The 19933-nt window shown below is 30.2% G+C and carries 17 protein-coding genes; 2 read left to right on the top strand and 15 right to left on the bottom strand.

Features of this window, described 5'->3' with window-relative positions; translation table 11 throughout:
* Positions 1-15 precede the first annotated feature (15 nt).
* From AC3Y25_RS18890 to AC3Y25_RS18820, 15 genes are all read right to left on the bottom strand, one after another.
* Positions 16-465: a hypothetical protein gene (locus AC3Y25_RS18890; RefSeq protein ID WP_095930974.1), complete on the bottom strand. Its 450-nt coding sequence runs from the start codon at positions 463-465 to the stop codon at positions 16-18.
* A gap of 52 nt (positions 466-517) precedes the next feature.
* The gene (gene tssO / locus AC3Y25_RS18885) at positions 518-1030 is read right to left on the bottom strand and encodes a type VI secretion system TssO (RefSeq protein WP_095930975.1); all 513 of its coding nucleotides are present in this window, start codon (positions 1028-1030) and stop codon (positions 518-520) included.
* A 23-nt stretch (positions 1031-1053) separates the two neighbouring features.
* On the bottom strand, positions 1054-2223 hold the full coding sequence (locus AC3Y25_RS18880; protein WP_489903806.1) for a hypothetical protein: 1170 nt from the start codon (positions 2221-2223) through the stop codon (positions 1054-1056).
* Between the two features lie 207 nt (positions 2224-2430).
* The gene (locus tag AC3Y25_RS18875; RefSeq protein ID WP_489903805.1) at positions 2431-3168 is read right to left on the bottom strand and encodes a hypothetical protein; all 738 of its coding nucleotides are present in this window, start codon (positions 3166-3168) and stop codon (positions 2431-2433) included.
* Between the two features lie 93 nt (positions 3169-3261).
* The gene (locus AC3Y25_RS18870) at positions 3262-4239 is read right to left on the bottom strand and encodes a hypothetical protein (protein WP_489903804.1); all 978 of its coding nucleotides are present in this window, start codon (positions 4237-4239) and stop codon (positions 3262-3264) included.
* Between the two features lie 127 nt (positions 4240-4366).
* Complete coding sequence (locus AC3Y25_RS18865; protein ID WP_489903803.1) at positions 4367-5254, bottom strand: hypothetical protein; 888 nt, start codon at positions 5252-5254, stop codon at positions 4367-4369.
* A 101-nt stretch (positions 5255-5355) separates the two neighbouring features.
* Entirely contained in the window at positions 5356-6321 is a 966-nt protein-coding gene (locus AC3Y25_RS18860; RefSeq protein ID WP_489903802.1) for a hypothetical protein, read from the bottom strand.
* Positions 6322-6415: 94 nt separating this feature from the next.
* The gene (locus AC3Y25_RS18855) at positions 6416-7729 is read right to left on the bottom strand and encodes a hypothetical protein (protein WP_489903801.1); all 1314 of its coding nucleotides are present in this window, start codon (positions 7727-7729) and stop codon (positions 6416-6418) included.
* Positions 7730-7844: 115 nt separating this feature from the next.
* Positions 7845-8813, bottom strand: a complete 969-nt coding sequence (locus tag AC3Y25_RS18850; protein WP_489903800.1) for a protein kinase family protein — start codon at positions 8811-8813, stop codon at positions 7845-7847.
* 11 nt (positions 8814-8824) lie between these two features.
* Positions 8825-11821 carry a peptidoglycan DD-metalloendopeptidase family protein gene (locus AC3Y25_RS18845; RefSeq protein ID WP_489903799.1) on the bottom strand — a complete coding sequence of 999 codons (2997 nt, stop codon included), beginning with the start codon at positions 11819-11821 and terminating at the stop codon, positions 8825-8827.
* A gap of 33 nt (positions 11822-11854) precedes the next feature.
* Positions 11855-12352 (bottom strand): DUF4280 domain-containing protein, encoded by a 498-nt coding sequence (locus tag AC3Y25_RS18840; protein WP_427872880.1) that lies wholly within the window; start codon positions 12350-12352, stop codon positions 11855-11857.
* 68 nt (positions 12353-12420) lie between these two features.
* The gene (locus tag AC3Y25_RS18835) at positions 12421-13479 is read right to left on the bottom strand and encodes a LysM peptidoglycan-binding domain-containing protein (RefSeq protein WP_489903798.1); all 1059 of its coding nucleotides are present in this window, start codon (positions 13477-13479) and stop codon (positions 12421-12423) included.
* 15 nt (positions 13480-13494) lie between these two features.
* The gene (locus AC3Y25_RS18830) at positions 13495-14463 is read right to left on the bottom strand and encodes a TssN family type VI secretion system protein (RefSeq protein ID WP_489903797.1); all 969 of its coding nucleotides are present in this window, start codon (positions 14461-14463) and stop codon (positions 13495-13497) included.
* A 2-nt stretch (positions 14464-14465) separates the two neighbouring features.
* Entirely contained in the window at positions 14466-15410 is a 945-nt protein-coding gene (locus tag AC3Y25_RS18825) for a type VI secretion system baseplate subunit TssG (RefSeq protein ID WP_320495178.1), read from the bottom strand.
* The gene (locus AC3Y25_RS18820) at positions 15394-16035 is read right to left on the bottom strand and encodes a C40 family peptidase (RefSeq protein ID WP_489903796.1); all 642 of its coding nucleotides are present in this window, start codon (positions 16033-16035) and stop codon (positions 15394-15396) included. Before AC3Y25_RS18820 ends, AC3Y25_RS18825 begins: the two co-directional genes overlap by 17 nt.
* A gap of 346 nt (positions 16036-16381) precedes the next feature.
* Here AC3Y25_RS18820 and AC3Y25_RS18815 point away from each other — a divergent pair, with 346 nt between their 5' ends.
* Positions 16382-17434: a PKD domain-containing protein gene (locus tag AC3Y25_RS18815; protein ID WP_379797826.1), complete on the top strand. Its 1053-nt coding sequence runs from the start codon at positions 16382-16384 to the stop codon at positions 17432-17434.
* A 7-nt stretch (positions 17435-17441) separates the two neighbouring features.
* Positions 17442-19904: an AAA family ATPase gene (locus tag AC3Y25_RS18810; RefSeq protein ID WP_489903795.1), complete on the top strand. Its 2463-nt coding sequence runs from the start codon at positions 17442-17444 to the stop codon at positions 19902-19904.
* Positions 19905-19933: the final 29 nt, after the last annotated feature.

Here is a 19933-nt window from a genome sequence, read left to right as displayed (position 1 = left end):
AATATTTTAAGATTCTTATTTGTTCTCTTTTAACTCATTGATCAATGCTCCAAGACTTTCTAATAAAGCTTGTTTTGCTTCTCCGTCTTCTAAAGCCGCTTTTAAAATCTTATTTGATTTTAACTGACGGATAATTTTTTGATATTGATCCTTTTCTGTCTCAAGATCAGATAAAAAACTACTCTGTGTAGTAATTCCTTTTATTCCAAAATCTCCTAAATTTTTAAAGTTTAAAGCTTCTACTTTAGTAGCTCCATCAACAGTTTCAAAATTTACTTTTACTTCTGGTTTAAAGTGTTCAAATGCTTTTTCGATACTAGTAATTCCTTCTACCAATTCAGGTTTTACTGGAGCATCAACTGTTAACTTCTGAGCAACAAGTGTTCTGTTTTGAGGGATTGCAGTGATTGCTTCATCTGCATCTATTTTTACTTCGTTACCTCCAATTCCATAATTTGACAACATAATTTGAATTTTTTAAATGATTGGTTTATTATTTTTTTACTCTTATTTCTGTTTATTGATTTTGATAAATCTGACGGCATACGTCTAAATCTCTGCTTACTTTTTCTAATTCTTCTTTGTATGTTTTGGCCGATTGGTTCAAACTGTCTATTAAGTGAGAATTGTGCGTAAGGCTTCTGATCTGCTTTTTGTAATCAATAATATTCTTGTAAGCGAGAATAACATTGTTGTATAATTTTTTATTCTCAGTCGTATCTTTTGGTACTTTCTGATAAATATTCGCAATCATAACATTTGCCAGACGCTGCTGAAAATCGTTATCTACTTTTGGCGAATTAATTGAATCGATTGTCATTCTAATACTGTCGATTTTAACCGAAAAGTTAGTTTGATAATCGTATTCTCTTTTCATCATTTCATTCTCTGCTTTCAGCATTTTATTTTCTGCTACTGGCATATAAAAGTTGAACGAAACGGCAAGCAGCATAACGCAAAAAGTGAGGATAAAGGCAATTAAAAAAGCGATAAAGGCTTTCTGGCGTTCTTGTTTATTTAATACTTCCATAATTTATATTACTATTTTACTTTTTAATCTTTGATAAAGAAACCGTGACGTTTTGGGTTATGAACGATATCTTTTTTATCTGTTTCAGCAACAAACAATTCGATGTTTTCTTTCTTCTTGCCTATGTAATCCAGTTTGTTTAATGTTTCAAACAACTTCTCTATTCTCGCCAAAGCGTTCATTACCAATGAAGCTGTTTTATCGATATGCACATGATCGTAACCTGCATTAATAAGAGTGGTAAACATGATCTCTAAATCTCCCTGTGAAATATCGCACCACTCAGCAAAATAATTTAGCAACTCTTCTTTTCCTGCTCCCGATTTCGAGTCGATAAAATTCTTCATCACTCTCGCAAACGATACTACCGAGCCTAGCATTGAAGCGGGATGCTGATGCAGTGAAAACCAACGAAATTGCGTTAGAGTACTTCCCAAATAATATCCGGTATTGTCTGCCAGCTGCATTACAGTCTGCGGTAAAACTCCTGCCTGTTGGCCTCTGTTTATTTTTTGAGAAATCTGAACAGCATAAATTTCAATCTGTCCAAACGAACGGGCGATCTGTGCTTGCATATCAACTAATTTTGGATGACAAGCCACTGTCACTGATGGCGGAATATAATCTTCATCTAAAACTGTAGTGTCTCCAATAAGCACTTTACCTATTGCTAAGTAAAAACCCCCATACCCAATTCCTGAACGGAATTCTTCGGCTTTAATTAAATGAAGTTTGTATTCTGGCTGTGTATACGGATATCTTGGCGGAACCTCATCTGGATCTGGCTCGCCAAAAGGAATTCTCTTTTTTGAATTAACCGATATACAGGCTAATAACACCAACTGTTCTCCGTCTTTTATTTCATAAGTATCTTCTGGATATGGAACCTGAAGATCTAATGTATCGGTATTGCTTTTACTGATTTCGATTCTTGATCCGTTTGGCGTTATAGCGTGGCACTCTTCTACTCGAACACGAAGCAGTTTGTGATTATCGATTCCTAAAGTAATTTTTGTGGCCTCCTTGTTTTGGTTTCCAGAATCCAGCAAGCCATAACTTATAGGTGTGGTATGAATACCAATCGCATCGTTTACCAACTCAGAAACATTGTCCTGAATAGATAAAAAATGACTCTTATTTATCTTCATCCCGTCAATCCAGTTTACGGGAAAATGACTTAATTTTTCTATCATAATTCTATTAGTTTTTATTTTGAAAATGAGAATCTTTCGTTCCTCTTTTGTTTGGTTAGATTTTGATTATTAGTGATGTTTTATATTATAACAAGATTTTACGGGTTAAATAGATACAATTGTGCGCACTCAACCTAATTTTCAACTTCCCTCTTGGATTTATATTTTAGTTTTAGAACTTTTTTTAAGTGTTGTAATGTTTTTATTCTAATTACAAAAATCAAATGCGATAAACTTATACGAGTTGTCTTTCCATTTTATCCATTTCGTAACATCTTTATATTCTTCCACATAATCACAGGACGTTTTAGAAACAGATTTAATCTTCATAGAATCTCCTTTTACTTGAAGTACTTCATAATAATATAGCTTCTCCTCTTTCGAACTATTTTTAACTTTTGGCGTCAGGTGAACAAAAGCTGTCTTTGCATATGCTTCCCATGAACTAAACTTATATTTACATCTCTGTTTACTAATTAATCTTTTCTCTTTATTTATATAAATAATTAAAAAATTATTATCGCTTTCAGGTTGTTCTGCATCGAAGCAGAATATTCTATATTCAATATTTGGAATTAATTCCCTTGCAATAACACTTTTTGGAAGTTTTATATCAAAAGGTTCTTCTACATTGCTATTTAATTTTATACTTCCAAATACAGTTTTATCAACATTTAAAATTTCGATATCCATATCGATTAATAATTGAACTACACCATCACCTCTTAATTTATCTTCAGTATAAAATTTAATTCCACCGTATTCTGCAATCATTGTAGTTAATGTATCTATTAAACCATTATCTGTAAATTTTTCCTTATCATTATTCGAGATTGATTTGTTCGAATAATTTATTTTTTCTACACTTTTATCATTACTTTTTATTGGTTTTCCAGTACAAGAAATTAACAGAGCTATTATTAAAAAATTAAACATTATTTTCATTACCATCTAAACTATAAGTATCATTAATTTTTCAAATTTTTATTAGTCGAGCCTTTTTTCAATATTTTAAAAAAGTTGTATAACAAATTTTAATTATTTAATAATTACAATTAAGCCATTTTCATCTATTTTAAATCGCTCTGTGTTTTTGATTTTTAAATCTTCACCGCTTTTTGATTTAGTATTTATCACAAAAACATAATCTCGATCTATTTCAAATTCTGTTATTTCAGATATTGTATTTGGTTCATCAATATCTTTAGCAAAACCAATATCTTGCTTTGTAATAATTTTATAATTTTTTATGGTTACTAACGTATAGGTAAAATCATCAAAATTGAAATTTGCTAAAATAAAAACCTTAACATCTTTTATGTCTGGTAATCTTAAATAATCTTTATTGTCTAAATTGGCTATATTACAATCTAGTTGATTCCATACATTATTACCATTAATAATTTTATTTGTTATAGGTAAATTTGTAATCTTAGTCTTTGAATAACAATCATCTTGATAATTGCCATTTTGCCTTTTAAAAAACACCAGATAATCATCAAATGTTATAATAATTGTATTATCAGCAATAATTAATTCGTCCCAAGGAATTTCACAAGCCTTTTCAGGATATAATGATTGATAAACCGTAATTTCATTGCCAAACTTTATTTTGTTTTTTACAAATATATCCTCATACAGTTTAGCCGTTTTAGTACTTTCATAATATTCTGTTAGGCTTTTATTACTTTTATAATAATCATAAATACATAATTCTCCTATTTTTACTTTCTTTTCATCAATTTCTATTTTAACATTTTTAAATTGACTTACAATTTCATCTTTCGTCATTTTAGATGTTCCTGAGATAGAATTTTCAGAAATTTTATAAAATGACCAATGATTCCCTGCTAAACTATTATCATTTAACTCTTTGTCTTGACTTGATTCTAATTTAGAAGCTATTTGTATTGAATCTTCTTTTAAGTCTTTTCCTAGACTGGTATTGATTTTTGAATCTCCTTTACAGTTTACAAACAATAAAGTCAAAATTGCAAAACTTAATATTTTTTTCATTTTATTTAATTTATAAATTCCCTCAGCTAACAAAAGCAAAAAACTCTTGCTAGCTAGGGCTTTTCTTTTCAATATGTCAAGGAACCTAATGTTCATTTTAAAAAACTCTCAACCTTTTATTGTATAATTATTTCTTATCGATTATTGAACCTTTATCGTCAATAGTATAAGACTTAAAAAACACTTTCTTTTCAGTTGTGTTTTTCCTTTTGTATAAACTGATTATATAATCTTTTGAAATATTAAACTCGGTAATAGATTCTCCATCCATTAATCCAATTTCTAAAGAAGAAATTACTTTATTGCCACTAAGAACTACTAAATCATACGATTCTATATCTGAATCAGTATTACATAAAATCATAGGTTGATAATCTTTAATTTTTGGGAGATACATATAATCACTTGGGTGAAAATTATTACCAAAGACCTTGGCTATTGCATTATCTTCTTTAAAATAGTATTTTGGATAATTATTATCACATTTAATGCTATCATATGGATTTACACACGCCTTATAATATTCATCAAATTCTATAGGCAAATTTGAATATTTAATTTTTTCATTAGAAAGATTTTTTTTTACTTCTTTTTTTTCTATTTGGCATAAACTGAAAATATCATTTTGTGATAAGATATTTTTATCGAACTCTACTTCAATTGGATTATCTGGGTCTGCACTTGTATTGTATAATTTACTATCATTAACATTTAATACCAACCAAGCAATTGTGCTTTCAACTATTTGCTTAACCTTTGGGTCTTCAGATACATTGTTTTCGATGTACACTTTAATAGTTATATTATCGCCTTCAATTCTATCTATTTTAGTTAAGAAGTCATTTTGTCCTCTTAAATCTAATTTACTTGATTTAACTATTTGGTAAATAATATCCTCACATGTGTTTTTCACATTCTCAGTTGATGTATTCCCGAACGATTTATTTGACTTTTCTAGTTTGGAATCTTTACAGCTTATTAAAATAAGCGATATTATTATAAATATTTTTTTCATTGTGTTTGTATATTATAGATACCCTCAGCTAACAAAAATCTACAACTTTTGCCAGCTGCGGCTTTTCTTTTCAATATGTCAAGGAGCTTAAATACTTATAATCAAATTTTTAATATTTTACCTGATTCATTAATTTTATAATTAATCACCGTCTCCGATTTAACTTTTCCTTTTACTTGCTCTATTGTTTTCACTTGTATGATATAATTTTTATCAATACTAAAGTTTGTCAATTCTACATTTTCAGGATTTTCAGGATCGTATAATTCACCTTCAACATATAAGTTTGAAACAACGCTATTATCTTTTATCGTCAATAAGAAAAATCTGTATGGATTATCTCCACAATCAAGAGGAACCATAATAAAATTAACGCCTTTAAATTCAGGTAAAACAATAAATCTCAACATTTTACTATCACAAGAAAAATCCTCAAGTCCTTTAACTTTACTTATTTCCATTTCCCTATATGATACGTTTTTAATGTCAATTTTCTCACTATAAGGCAATTGTATATTCGTTGTTTTTATATCATTATCAATTGTTTCAGATACATCTTCATTTGGAATGAAACAGTAATAGCCTTTATCATAAAAAAACAAATGATTATCCACAATAAACATGTTATTGAATGGAAATAGACATCCTTTTTCTGCTAGATCACCGTAAATATTAGATATTTCAATTATATCATTGCCGAAATTAAAATTATAATCTTTTACTAGTTGCTCTCTATTCAGATTTCCATTCTTTGCACTTTTAAAATATTCTGTAAATGTGCTTTTTTTTTGTAATATTTCTCCACTACAAATCAGCTTATTCCCATTTATAACTTTAATAGAATCAGCACTAATAGAAATTCGAATATCTTTATATGTACTATTATTATTTTGAGAAGAAAAAAAACAAGTTTTGTATTGTGAATTTTCTTTACTACCTACACTTTCTATTGTACTTTTTTTCTTTTCAGAAGTTTCTTTTAAGTCTTCGTTTTTTTTACAACTAATAAAAAAACTAACTAAAAATAAAAGCATAAAACCATTAATGTTTCGAATCATAATTTCCATTTTTTTTATCCCTCAGCTAACAAAAGGAAAAAACTCTTGCTAGCTGGGGCTTTTCTTTTCAATATGTCAAGGAACCTAAATATATTTAATAGTTTTATTCTAGTGGTTTCTTATTTCTAAGATCTATTAAAAAACCTTCATTTACGTTTTCAAATTTGACAATACCGAAATCTCTTATTGACCAAGTTTTTGATGGAATTTTCAACTCCGTATTACTTCGGTCAGTATATTTTTCCCCATATTTGTAAAGATCTATATTTCCTGTACTTTCATCTATTTTAAATGTTGTATATGAATTAATAAATAAAAAATCTACACAAAATATCTGTTGAATAGTAAAATAATTATTTTTACTTACAAAACCTCCATATCCATCTGCAGGACAATTATCATCATATTTAAAGATTATATCATAGTTATCATTTACTTTTTGATATTGATTACCTTTCTTTTGTAAAATAATTATAGGGTTAGAATTGTGTTGAGCATTGTCTTTACTTTTTATTTCATCCTTTTCTAAAGCTAATATCTTATACCCTATTTTCTTTAAATTAATAATGGTACTATCTAGAACATAAAATCCTTTAGGAAGTATTTCATTTATATTCGATTTTTTTTCTTTTTCTGAAAAAACATAATTTTGGAACATTCGATCAAAAATTACAGAAGAATGTGATTTCAAATTATCTTCAAACTCAATATTAAATTTTATGTAATCAATATTTATAAATAAATCTTCTAACTTTTTAAATTTCCTATTACTTTTCAAAAAAGCTACTGCTGATTTATAATCAGGAGAATCATTACCTCCATAAGCATCGTAGTTTTCAACTATTTTATTAAAATAATTTTGATTAACTAAATTTGCGGCATCATACACTTCTTTCTTTTCAAATTTCTTAAATACAGTTTTTTTTATGTCTTCAAAACTTGGAATTTGGACTTTTTTGTTTTCAATTTTCAACAATATTGTTGTATCTCTTTGAAATCCGAGTCCCTTTTTAATTTTTTCTTCACCGTAAAAAACGGCATCATAATAAAAAGTTATTTTGACATTTCTCACATTGCCATTTGAAAATTTTAATACTTTTCCATCCAATAAGTCACTTTCCAAAAATGCTGGTTCTATGAAAACTTTTGTTCCATCATTTTTAATGTTAAAATCTTCTTTAGCATTATCATTTACACTATTAACCCCTTCAAAAACTACAGATTCATTTTTAAATTTTAAATTAATACTATTTGTTCTATTCTCTAAATTCTCATTTTTTGTTTGAGAATTACAAGAACTAAAGTTTGCAATTGAAACTAATAACATTAGTATTTGGTGAATTTTCATACTTTTTTCATTTAATCCCTTAGCTAACAAAAGCCTAAAACTTTTGCTAGCTAGGGCTTTTCTTTTCAATATGTCAAGGAACAATTATTTCTCAATAATTGATTATTTTTAAACTCTATCATCTCAAAATACCCCATTCTCATTCTTCATATTATCAACAGCTTACAAAAAATAATACCAAGAGTTAATTACACTTACTTAAAATCACAGGATTTTCATTAGCTATTAATTGCTCTATATATTGCCTTTTCTTACTAATTTTATTATAAAATCCCAGCCATCTAAATTCAATTCTATTATCATCTAAAATTTGAATCTCAACTATTGCCTTATCATTCATATATACATCAGAAGAGACATCTTGTGAACCAATACCTTCAAATCTGTTCAGCTTATATTTAGTCCCTCCATCAATATTTGATAAATGTATATAGTATTGATTAGGGTCGACACAGATAACCATGTCACCCTTTTCATTTATTGTTATTCCAATAGGATTTTCACAATTATTTGCCACCCATTTACCGACAAGATTATTGTTGGATTTTAAATTTAATAAAACATGTTCTTTTGAAGGCAAGGAATAAGAATTTGAGATATTGGATAACTTTATATCATCATATCCTTTTCCTAATTTTATTGTTAATGAATTATCATTTTCTAAAATATTAAATCTATATTTTAACTCAATTTCATTATTATCAAATTTTGAATTAAAACTTGTATGAGAAATATATTTTATATTATCGTCAGTTATTTGATAAACATAAAATGAGTGCCCATTTTCTAAAAAAGAATCTATAATTAAAATCATTTTTGATTCATTTTCAAAGAGAAAACTACTAATACCTAACTCTGAAATAGATTCAGTAAGCGAATGATTAAAAGTTTTATTTTTATAATTAAATTCAATAATTGATTTGTTATTAACAACTGAAAATTTATAAAATAAACCCTTCTCATTATTCCCACAATTCGTGGGAGCAAATTGTTCTCCATCGCAATTTATTGGAACTTGAGAATAATTTGAATTAATTGTTGTGTTAATTGTTTTTTTACGATTAACTTGTGCTAAACTTGATACAGAATTTCCCTTATCCTCTTTACAAGAGGATAATAGAATTAGTAAAAAAATGTATTTAATATATTTCATAATTGTAAATTTTACTGACGCATAGCTTTATCTTGAATTTCTCTTTCAGCATCAGTTAACTGATCTTCATTTTTATAATCTACATAAAAAGCAGGATTATATCTTTCTGCATATCCGCTAGGATTTTGTTTACTCCTAATTTCAAAATGCAAATGAGGACCTTTTGTATTTGTTGCTCCACTAGTACCAGTTTTACCTAATACTTTATCCATATTAGATTCTGTAATTTTTTCATTTAGACTTACCGACACCTCACTTAGATGAGCATACATTAAATAAACATCTGTACTTTCACTAATTCCTTCATATTCCTCAAAATCACCATAACCTGTTATATCATATTTTTGTGAATCGTACGTTCTTTTTGATTTGACGTAATAAGGAGAATAGTCGCTTCTCCTTTGCTTTTTAAATTCGTCTAAATAACCTGCATCAATTTTAAGTACGAATCCATTTCCATAACCAGTACCTGGAGTTAATGACACTACCTCTCCTGGCAAACAAGCATAAACTTCCGTACCAATATTTGCAAATAAATCTAGCCCATGATGTGGTCGAGCTCCATTATCAGTTCCTGCCATATCAGTTCTAACTCTACCAAATGCAGAACGCCAAGGCCTTTTACTCCCTCCAAATGTATATATCGCTATTTGATTGTTTTTTAAAGGATTTTGCCATTTTACACTTCCACTATTATTATTACAACAATTATAACCAAACTCTTTTAAAAATCCTTTTTTGAGATATAAATCACTTTTCCCTGCTAATTCTTCATTAAGAAATTTCTCATAATTTTCTTTGCATTTTTCCTTTGTTTCAGTTGGTTGTCCATAGGGTGCATCTGGCAAACTGGCCCAACATAAAGCTGATAACAAAAGTGCATTGTCAAAATTATTGTCAATTAGCATTTTTACAATATCTCCATTCTTTCCTTTAAATCGTTTTCTTCTTTCTTTTACTATATTTTCTTTTTCTAAATCTCTAATTGTTTTTGCATTATCTTTCCAATAAGTAGGATTATAAAAACTATTTGGTCGATCTTCTTGATAATTATGTTTTAAAATCACCAAGCATAATTTATCTTGTGATTCTTTATCAAAATTTACAATATTATATTTAGTTCTATATGTTTTTAATCCATCATATGTATCTGCCATTATTTGATATGCTCCAGCTGCTGAAGAAGAATATCCACTAGCTGTTATCACTTCATGAGGATGATTACTCATGTCTGTAAATTGTTTTCCGCTAAATTGTTTTGTGTAGCCATCCTCTTTATCTGTTCCTTCTCCTACACGTAACATACGCATGAATGCTTTAATTCTTGCTTCGCATTCACATTTCTTACCAATCACAAAATACGCCCCATCTTTCTTCAAAAATTCCTTTTCATGTTTTACTGTCTCACCTTGGCACTCGGCTTTTAACCAAAGACTTTCGGCTTGTGTTTTGTAGGTATCAAAACTAATTGTGGCACCACTGCTGTAGGTTTGGCTTTGCAACGCTTTTTCTACATCGTCTGCAAAAGCTATTTTTCCGGTTGCTATCTTTGTATTGCCTTGTTTTCCTTCTTTTGCATTGTTTAGTATTATTGCTGCAAATTGTTTTTTATTGCTATCTGTAATTACAGTTTCGTTTTTAAATGTATAGCGGTAAGCTTCTTCCTTTTTCCCTTTAAGCAGTTTTTCTTTCCATTCTTTTAAATCTTCATCTGCTTTCGGGCGAAGCTTTATTTTTACTTTTGCCAAGCCTTTTTCAACCGTTGCTTTTAGTGTCGTAAGTTCCGCTCCATCTTCTTTGGCTTCCAAAACAGGTAGGTTTGCATCTGCATCTATCAGAATGATCTCTTTTTCTTTTATTGTAATAGATACTTCTTTGCCGTCCAATAAAAATGTTTTTGCAACGACATATACTTCCTCTTCTAAAGGAGCACTGTTTATTTTTATATAGTTTGCTCCTAACTTATACAAATTAAAAGTTACAGGATCTCCTATTCCATATGTGTTTTCCGTAAGCGCATTTTTAATTTCATCAAGTTTGGCATATTTCTTATCTGCTTTTACTTGTGCGTCTACATTTTTCTTAATTATGGCAGCAATTTTGTCTTTGTCAATATTTGCGTTTCTAGTTTTAAATTTATATTCGAATTGGTCAGCAACCTCTGCTGTTTCCATCGTAAATTCTTCCTTAGCAAAATATGCCGTAATAATACCTTCTGTTTTTATTTCTTCCTCTTTAGGAGTGTTATCAATAGTAAAAGGAGTTGTATTTGTTGGTGGCTCAAAGACAGGCATTACTCTCTTATTTTTTATAGTAAAAGAAACTATTTTATCATTGCCGCTTTCAGTTTTAAGATATTCTCCTGTAATGTCAAGTACTTTTATATAAAAATTTTCTAAATCGCTAGGCAAACCTGGAACTGCCATAAAACAAGACATTGTTGTAAACTTAGCCTTAAGTGCTCCATTTATGCATTTTACATTTACAGTTTGTATAGGTGTTTCTGTTTTTTTTGCACTATATGATTCCAATGTTAATGTATCACCATTTACACCTTCCGTTTCTAATGAAATAAATAAATCATGTCCATAATTTATCTCGCTATTATCTGCTGTATTTTCTTTTTTACTCCAAGAAGAAGAAGTTATTTTTTTTTCACATTTTCCATATACATGTAATCCAGTATTTGCATTGCGGTCATGGTTTCCATATAAACTGGCCTCCAGATAAAAAGCATACGACCCACATAGCTTTTTAGGCAAGTTGACACCGAAAGGAGTACCAGCAGATCTTATTTCTTTCTTGAAAATCTTTTTCTTTTTCTGATCCATCCATAACCATGTGATGTTTCTTCTTTTTTCTTCCTCTGTGGTTTCACTATACCATTCGTCAACCATAAATGGAGCTGTTTGGTTTGGTTTTATGCAAAGTATTTTATTCTGCAAACTAAAATCTCTTAGCGCACCACTTTGACCAACCCATTTTATTTTTTTTACTCCCTTTGCCATTTTTATACTTTTAGAAAATAATGAAACTATTTCTTAACTATATATTATTCCTTCGTCTGTATGTTCAATTGCGAATAGCTCTTTTACATCTACCATTGGGTTTATTTGCTTTAGAACTTCAGATTTAGCATTCTTCAAATTCTGTCTGTTCAATTCTGCTTTTTGCCCGTGTTTATCCACTTCTATACAGTCAGCTCCCCCAATAGGACAAGTTCCTTTACTGTCTTCCAATAAAATTTTTCCTTTGTTAGATAATGTAACTTTTTCGTAAAAACCACTCCATTTAGTAATTACTGCTTGACATGGCAAGTAATCTCCACTTCCGTTAGGTTGCATTTTACATTTTCCAAAAGTATTTTTCTCTAGTGTCTGACCAATTTCTTTATCGGTTGCTATGAGTTTGCTTTCAGCACCTTTATCATTAGCATAATGTTTACTGTGCGTTTTAACCTTAAGCGTATCTAACTTAGGCTCTACGCTAAACTTGCATTTTAAAGTTGCTCCTTGTACTACTACATGTTTTTCACTCATAACTTTACTTCATTTAATGTCAAAACAATCCTTGATATTCCTTGAATTTTAAACTATTATCTTCCTTATTATTCTAAAAGCTTAATCTCAATAGTATTTTTTATATGCTCATTTGATAAAATATTGCATTCTACATTCATTTTCTCAATTGTATACGTTTCCGAATTCAAGAAGTAAATAGCGCTATAATTCACTTTTGAAGGACTATACCCATATAAAATCCCTAAGCCTGAATCCATATAAGCGCCTTTTTGATCTACTTTAATAAAACCATCATCATCTAAAAGAGGAGTGATTTTTTGCATAACTTCAAAAATAGCTTCTACTTCTTCCTCTAAAGGGAAAGAAACTTCATCTTTAAATGAATAATCAGCTGTATAACAAACATAAATTCCATTAAAAAATGTCCTGAAAAAATAATCTGAACGAAGCGATCTTAATAAAGTATCTGAATTTGTTAAGGTTTTTTCCGTATGATCAATATAAGCTTCCGTTAATTCGCCTTCGTAATAATTCAGAATTTCATTTTTTAAATTTTCCCACCGACTTTCAATTTCATCATAATTATAAATATCAACCCATTTACCAAATTTGTCTACCACAATTTTTAGAGGATAAAGCATTTCTGCTGTTTTTCCACCAAGTTTCTCAATTAAAGAACTAGGAGGCAAACCATTGATATGAACAGTTTTACTTCGTCCAATTTCAAAAAGATGGTATCTATTTTTATCTGTAGCAAGCCATTTTACATTTATTGCCATTTCTGTGACATCAACCTGGTCTCCAACCTCAAATGTATATTTTACCTTATATCTTCCATTTAATCTTTCTGCTAAAAAGGGTAGCCCATAATCACTTCCCAAACTTATTTTTTGTCCCTTTTTCTCTTCTTTTTCTTTTCTTTCTTCAATATATTTTTCCGGCGCCAGAATCAAAAACTCAGAATAGCTTTTAAAATCAGCTTCTATTAAATCTGGAATCTCACAATACATATTATGATACCACCTAAGCTCATCGGCCTCAACGCCAAGATCTCTAGCTACGCTTGCAAGTGTATCTCCTTTTTTGATCTTATAAGTACGGAACTTACCGTATGGGGATTCTTCAGGTTTGTCTTCGTAATACATATTTTCTCAGCAACATTAAACTTCAACCTCTTTTTCTTTATTTTCCATCTTAGGTTCAAACATAAAGTCTTTACCTTTTCCTTCTTTTTTTGTTTGAGTAATTTCTTTCACTCTTTGTCTTTTACAAATAATGACTGAATTTTCAGTGATGCCGTTCATCCCTAAAGTATATTTTGCATCTACATATTTCGCTGTCTGATACCATTTAGGCTGTAAAAAGAAAACCCAATTGTAATTTTCTCCATTATGCTTTAAATCAATTTTACTTTCTGCATTATGCTCATTATATCCTGAAACGGTATGATAAAATAGAGCACCAAAATCAATTCTAACCGGACCTTTTGATCTAATTGAGGTATATTTTGTATCGCTTTCTTTTTTCTGAATCAATAATGTTATCAGTAATAAATCTTTCATTTGAACGTTTTCTATCTCAGGAAAAGGATTTTTTCTTTCGGGTATTCTCCAAGTAACATACTCTTTAGGAGGTATCTGCATCATATAATTAAATACCGCATAAACTCCTGTTGGAACGATAAATACCAAGAAGTGAGAACACATTAAAAAAGTCAAGGCAATGCCGTTTAATGCCGTGTAGATAATGACAAATAATACGCTTGAGTAAAGTGTTATTAGTAAAGAAAACAACAATTCTATACCAACAGATCCTTTTTTATTGAATTCATCAAAGTACCATCTGTACAGGTAAACATTAAGGATTCCGAACAAAAGTGATGCTATTTGATAAAATCGAAATTCGTCTGATAACTCTGTGAATAATTTGTTATACCCCAAAAAACCAACAAGGGCATATATCAATACAAATGAGAAAACATAGATGTAAAATTTTCTTTTATACTGTACTGCAAATTCTTTTATTTTATCGCTGAATACCATTGTAAGTATAAAACTCACTGCTATAATCGCTACTAAAAATACAATAAGCCTAATATCAATAAGGGCTAATAAATGCTTTTTTACCATTACTAAATTCGTGTTGTGTACCCTAACACAGGTTCTTTACTAAAATTAAACTCTTCGGTTTCTTCATTAATTAATAAAACTGTTTTTACTTCTACTTCCATCGGAAAGAAATGTTCGCAAAAACAATCTATAAATATTTTTATCTCGCCGTTTTTAAGATAATGCTGATACGGTTTATTCGCTATCGGACCTATTTTTATGGTTAAATTCATCGAATAATCCATGTAATTTTTCCCAGTAATAAAATCAACTCCTAATCTATTTTCGCCTAACTTAATCTGCTCTCCTTCTTCACTATATTCTTTTGAAGTAGTTGTTGTATAAGTTACTTTTTCTTCAATAATACTAGACAAACAATGACAAGCCAAGTCTATATCTCCCACTATTTTATAGGCGTATGGTAAAAGCTGGATAAACTTTGAAACTAAAATTTCTGGATAAATGTGCGACAATCCCCAAAAATCATAGAAAAACTCCAATGGTTTAGTTCCGTTGAGCTGATACAGAAAATTTCTTTCAACACTTTCAATTTTAGTTCGATAATGAAAAATCTCATTTTCAAAAGGAGTAAAAAAAACACGAGCTTCTGCTTCTTGCTTTTTCTGGTGTTTATGCTCCTTAATCATCTGTTTTACAGATTTATCCGCATTATTTTCAGTCAAACTATGAACAAAACCCTCAGGTAATGCATCATACATACTATCTCGCGACAGCCTAATATTAAGATACTCCTGTTTGTCGTAATTATCGTCCTGAATTCCTGCTCCTAGAATATCACTTCTGTATGCTCGTGAAAACTGTCCATGGTTCGAAATCGTGATTTCGTCTTGTGCCACGGCTTTATTCTCAAGAAGTTCATTAGCAACAACTTCTGCCCTTATATCATAGGAAATACTTTCTATTTCGTATGCAAGCTCTTCAAGACTTTTTTTACTTTTTCTTTCCATCTTCGTTGATTCGTCCTGCGCCTATATATCGTAACTGAAAGTATTCATCATTGAAATTATATATTGCCAAACCTTTGTCTGTACAAGCCAGAATTCGGTCATTATGCAGATACAAGCCAACATCAGATATTGGATGATCTTTATCGTATCTAAAGAAAACTAGATCGCCTTCGGCAAGAAAACTCCTCCCTGTAAAAATCTGGATCGATTTAGATTTCCACATTCCAGCAGGATCTTTAGGAAGAGTAACCTTGTAAACATCACTGTATAGAGACTGTAGAAAATAAGAGCAATCGATTCCTTTTTTAGAAAAGCTCTTTTCTTTATAAGGCGTGTTCAACCAAGGATCTACGTACGAGTATAATTTGTAATTGGTGATTTTATTTGGCATTACAGCCAGAATAATAGAATATTTCTCTTTGAGAGCCAATACTTCATCGCTTAAATTCTCGGAGTTATCATTTACAACTGTTTTATTCTTTAAACCTGTTTCGGTCATTTGAGACTGTTTTTTTAATAGTTCCAAAGAATAATCATATTTGAATGGAATTTGGGAAATATATTTTTGAGCATGGCATTCTGTAAATAAATGCATCATAAGAATCATTATAACAATCTGCCTCATAAAAAATAATATTAATACGCTCTTTTTAGATAATTAAAAATTAATTGACTTCCCAAAATGGGTCTTTTTTAAAATTTTAGCAACATTAAAAAATAATTTTCTCGCTCATTTTTCCTTTTTCAACCTTGAGAAAATTCTCATTTTTGGACGTAACTCGTTTATTATGAATTTATTTACATTTTGCAACGAGGTGGTTACAAACCTAACAAAATATTTTGTAAGAATACAAATCTTTTTTGTAAAATTTATAGTATAAAATATAAGTTTTTTAAAATAATAAAAACTACATTTGCTTCCGTTTTTTGTTAAAATTATCTTACATAGTAAAATATTCCAAAATTTAAAAATGAATCAAAAAAATATCGATATTAGGATTGTATTTTTTTTCACCATCCTGTTATTAGCTGGAATCATTGCCTTTATAGTTCAATTTTTTAATCATGTCGATTGTGAAGACGCCAAATTTTATATCTTTTCAGACCAATCGCAATCAGAAGAATCTATAGAATTTTATGATAAAACTCCTAATGCAAAATCATGGGTTTGGGACTTTGGAGACGGATCAGAAAAAGATGTCAGAAAGCATACTTTTCACATTTACAAAAACCCAGGAAAATACTATGTAACACTAACCATAAACGGTGGTTGCACACATACAAAAGAGCTGGTTATAAAAGACAAATTTGCTGCCGATAAAATAGGCACGCCAAAGATTATTGCACCTAGAACTATCACCGTTGGACAGCCTGCTTATTTTAAGTCAATTTCTGAAGATGCCAAGACTTGGGAGTGGGCATTTGGTGAAAATAAAGGCATCGATGAGACTTCTTCAAACCCAGTCTACAACTTCATCACTCCTGGCGAAAAAACAATTACGCTGGTCATAAATGGCGATTTTAGCCGTGTCGCAAAAAAGATAATTTATGTGCATCCAAGAGTTATAAAAAAGACCAATCCGTTGGATGTTAGTTCGTATGAATTTGAGAAAAAAGCAGAAGCTTTTGCGCTTCCTCGCGGTTCTGTAAAAAAAGATCCTCTGGAAGAAATGTTGCAATACGTACCTGTTGCTCCTAAAGCAAAAACAATAAAAGACAGTACTGCCACAGTCAAAAAAGCACCTAAAATGTCTGAAGATCAGTTTGAAATTTTATTTAAAAAAGTGGCAGAAGGCAGTAAAGTAAAAGATGATTTTGCCGAATTTTTATGTGACGATCTTGATATTCCAGTTGTAAAAAACGACGCAGATTTATTGACTTTTGCGCAATTATGCGCCTCAGTTAAAGGGAAGAAGATTAAAATCGAATCAATACGCTTAAACAAAGACAAACAAACTAACTGCATTAAAGGATTAAATATCAGCTACAAAGTAAAAAAGTATTTGATATGGTCTAAAGATTAAATTGGGTATGGAAGAAGAAAAAAACATTTTCAGTACAGAGCTGTTAAGCGCATTAGAAATTGCTAAAAAGATTGCTAAAGCCAATTCAAACAAATATTACTCGGCTCCACATTTGCTAAAAGCCATTTTAAATAGAGATTTATCACTTTTAAAACGACTAGAAGCTATGGGCAAAGATGTCTATTATCTTGATGAATGGGCAGAAGTTCGAATTGAAGAAGAGCCTAAAACCACTAATGTTTTTGATGCTGAACCACACGATCTCATTGACGAAATTATAAAGGAAGCTGAATCTGTTCGAATAGCATTAAATGAAGACGAAATTAGCCTTTATGCTGTCGTAATTGCCATCAGTTCGCCTGGTGTAGCTTTCAATTTTGACCAGATGAAATCTTATCCTATTTCTAGAAATGAATTATTGGAGGATCAGATCGTTATCCCACAAAATAATAACGCGGTCAAACAAGAAGTTAAAAAAGGCTTTTTAGGTAAATACTGCATTCATAAAAATCTTGAAAAGAACAAGAAAAGAATACCTGCAATAGGCCGTGAAGCCGAATTAAATACTATTAAAGAAATTTTATGCCGTTTCTCTAAACCCAATGTATTGCTAATTGGTGATCGTGGCATTGGAAAAACCATTTTAATTGATGCTCTGGTCGAAAATGTCATTAATAATAAAATTCCAGATGTATTAGACAAAGTGCAGTTATTCGAACTGGATTTATCTTCTTTAATTGCCGGCGCTTCGTACAAAGGAGAAATTGAAGACCGTTTAAAAAACTGCATTCAGGAGTTAAAACAGTATCCAAAAGCAATTTTAATTATAGAAGAAATACATACTCTTTTAGATAAAAATGGTGGAGATTCTGGAGTTTCTAATGTCTTAAAAGGTGAATTGGCAAAAGGTTTAAACATTATTGCAACCTCGACAATTGATGAATTTACAAAAAGGATCGAAAAAGAGCAAGGACTTTCGGGAATGTTTGAAATTGTAAAACTGGAAGAATCGGATGATGAAACCTTGTTTCGAATGATCCGCGAATCAATAAAAACATATCAGGAACATCATAAAATACAAATTGATGACGAAACGATTTCTGAATCTATTCGATTATCTAAAAGGTATTTAAAAGAAAAAAGTTTGCCAGAATCAGCCATAAATCTGATTGACCATACAATGTCTGTTCTAAAAACTTCTGGTGAAACTTTTTTAAAAGAAAAAGCTGCGCTTATTAGCAAACTCGAAGCTCTTAAACAAAATGAAAAGGGCTTATCTGAAGAACAATTAATTAAAGAATGTAATTGGTTTTTAACCGATTTAGCTAACAAAACTGCTTTTTTAATGATTGCTGATGAGGAGAATAATTCAAAAACATTTGAATCTTCTGATGTTATCATCGCCCATATTGAAAACCTCTTGCAAGTAATTGAAAAGAGAGCTTTAGACAAACGTGTTCATATTGAGGCTTTTGATTTGTCTCTTATAATTGCACAAAAAACAGGAATTCCAGCAGGCAAGTTAAACGAAGAAGAAAAAAATAAACTTAACACAATTGAAGAGGTTTTAAGCAAAAGAGTGATTGGGCAAGATCATTGTATTGCCACCGTTGCAGGTTCTATCTTAGAATCAAGATCAGGCTTAAGCAAAGCAGGTCAGCCCATTGCATCTTTTTTCTTCTTAGGTCCAACAGGAACTGGAAAAACGGAATTAGCCAAAAGTTTAGCTGAATTTCTTTTTCAAGATGAAAATGCAATTATCAGATTTGACATGTCTGAATTTAAAGAGGAACATTCTGCAGCTCTTCTATATGGTGCGCCTCCAGGATATGTGGGTTATGAAGAAGGCGGTTTGCTAGTCAACAAAATTAGACAGAAGCCCTACTCTATTGTTTTATTTGATGAAATTGAAAAAGCGCATCCATCAGTTTTTGATGTCTTCCTGCAAGTTATGGACGAAGGTAAACTTCACGATCGTTTAGGAAAAGAAGGTGATTTTTCGAATGCTATTATACTTTTTACATCGAATATCGGAGCAGATCATATTGTAGAAACCTTTAACAGCGGCGAAATTCCGAGTTCGACTTCTTTAATGGAAATTATGGCAAATTATTTCAGACCTGAGTTTTTAGGAAGATTAACTGAAATTATTCCTTTTGCCCCACTTAGTAAAGAAAATGCTCTTAAAATATTTGAAATACATCTTAAAAAAGAATTTACTGACTTATTGAAAAACATCAATGTCGAAGTCGAAATTCCGATTGAGACTAAAACTTATCTCGCCGAAAACGGATTTAATGCTAAATATGGAGCAAGACCAATTAAAAGCATTATTAGAAGCCACTTGAGAAGACCTTTGGCAAAGAAGCTAATTTCTGGAGAAGTCAAAGATGGCGATATCGTTACGGTAATTATTGAGAATAACGAAGTGAAATGGATTAAGGAAGAAATTGTTCCCGTTGAAAATTAATCGAAGAATCCATCTATAAAAAAACGCTA

The sequence above is a fragment of the Flavobacterium sp. LK-23 genome (assembly GCF_058135255.1).
The sequence above is the reverse complement of the archived record's forward strand: the minus strand, read 5'-3'. Positions and strand labels throughout refer to the sequence as shown.

What these genes read in the sequence shown, in the direction of transcription:
- AC3Y25_RS18890 (WP_095930974.1), bottom strand. Translation starts at nt 465, where the DNA reads ATGTTGTCAAATTATGGAATTGGAGGTAACGAAGTAAAAATAGATGCA.
- tssO (WP_095930975.1), bottom strand. Translation starts at nt 1,030, where the DNA reads ATGGAAGTATTAAATAAACAAGAACGCCAGAAAGCCTTTATCGCTTTT.
- AC3Y25_RS18880 (WP_489903806.1), bottom strand. Translation starts at nt 2,223, where the DNA reads ATGATAGAAAAATTAAGTCATTTTCCCGTAAACTGGATTGACGGGATG.
- AC3Y25_RS18875 (WP_489903805.1), bottom strand. Translation starts at nt 3,168, where the DNA reads ATGAAAATAATGTTTAATTTTTTAATAATAGCTCTGTTAATTTCTTGT.
- AC3Y25_RS18870 (WP_489903804.1), bottom strand. Translation starts at nt 4,239, where the DNA reads ATGAAAAAAATATTAAGTTTTGCAATTTTGACTTTATTGTTTGTAAAC.
- AC3Y25_RS18865 (WP_489903803.1), bottom strand. Translation starts at nt 5,254, where the DNA reads ATGAAAAAAATATTTATAATAATATCGCTTATTTTAATAAGCTGTAAA.
- AC3Y25_RS18860 (WP_489903802.1), bottom strand. Translation starts at nt 6,321, where the DNA reads ATGGAAATTATGATTCGAAACATTAATGGTTTTATGCTTTTATTTTTA.
- AC3Y25_RS18850 (WP_489903800.1), bottom strand. Translation starts at nt 8,813, where the DNA reads ATGAAATATATTAAATACATTTTTTTACTAATTCTATTATCCTCTTGT.
- AC3Y25_RS18845 (WP_489903799.1), bottom strand. Translation starts at nt 11,821, where the DNA reads ATGGCAAAGGGAGTAAAAAAAATAAAATGGGTTGGTCAAAGTGGTGCG.
- AC3Y25_RS18840 (WP_427872880.1), bottom strand. Translation starts at nt 12,352, where the DNA reads ATGAGTGAAAAACATGTAGTAGTACAAGGAGCAACTTTAAAATGCAAG.
- AC3Y25_RS18835 (WP_489903798.1), bottom strand. Translation starts at nt 13,479, where the DNA reads ATGTATTACGAAGACAAACCTGAAGAATCCCCATACGGTAAGTTCCGT.
- AC3Y25_RS18830 (WP_489903797.1), bottom strand. Translation starts at nt 14,463, where the DNA reads ATGGTAAAAAAGCATTTATTAGCCCTTATTGATATTAGGCTTATTGTA.
- AC3Y25_RS18825 (WP_320495178.1), bottom strand. Translation starts at nt 15,410, where the DNA reads ATGGAAAGAAAAAGTAAAAAAAGTCTTGAAGAGCTTGCATACGAAATA.
- AC3Y25_RS18820 (WP_489903796.1), bottom strand. Translation starts at nt 16,035, where the DNA reads ATGAGGCAGATTGTTATAATGATTCTTATGATGCATTTATTTACAGAA.
- AC3Y25_RS18815 (WP_379797826.1), top strand. Translation starts at nt 16,382, where the DNA reads ATGAATCAAAAAAATATCGATATTAGGATTGTATTTTTTTTCACCATC.
- AC3Y25_RS18810 (WP_489903795.1), top strand. Translation starts at nt 17,442, where the DNA reads ATGGAAGAAGAAAAAAACATTTTCAGTACAGAGCTGTTAAGCGCATTA.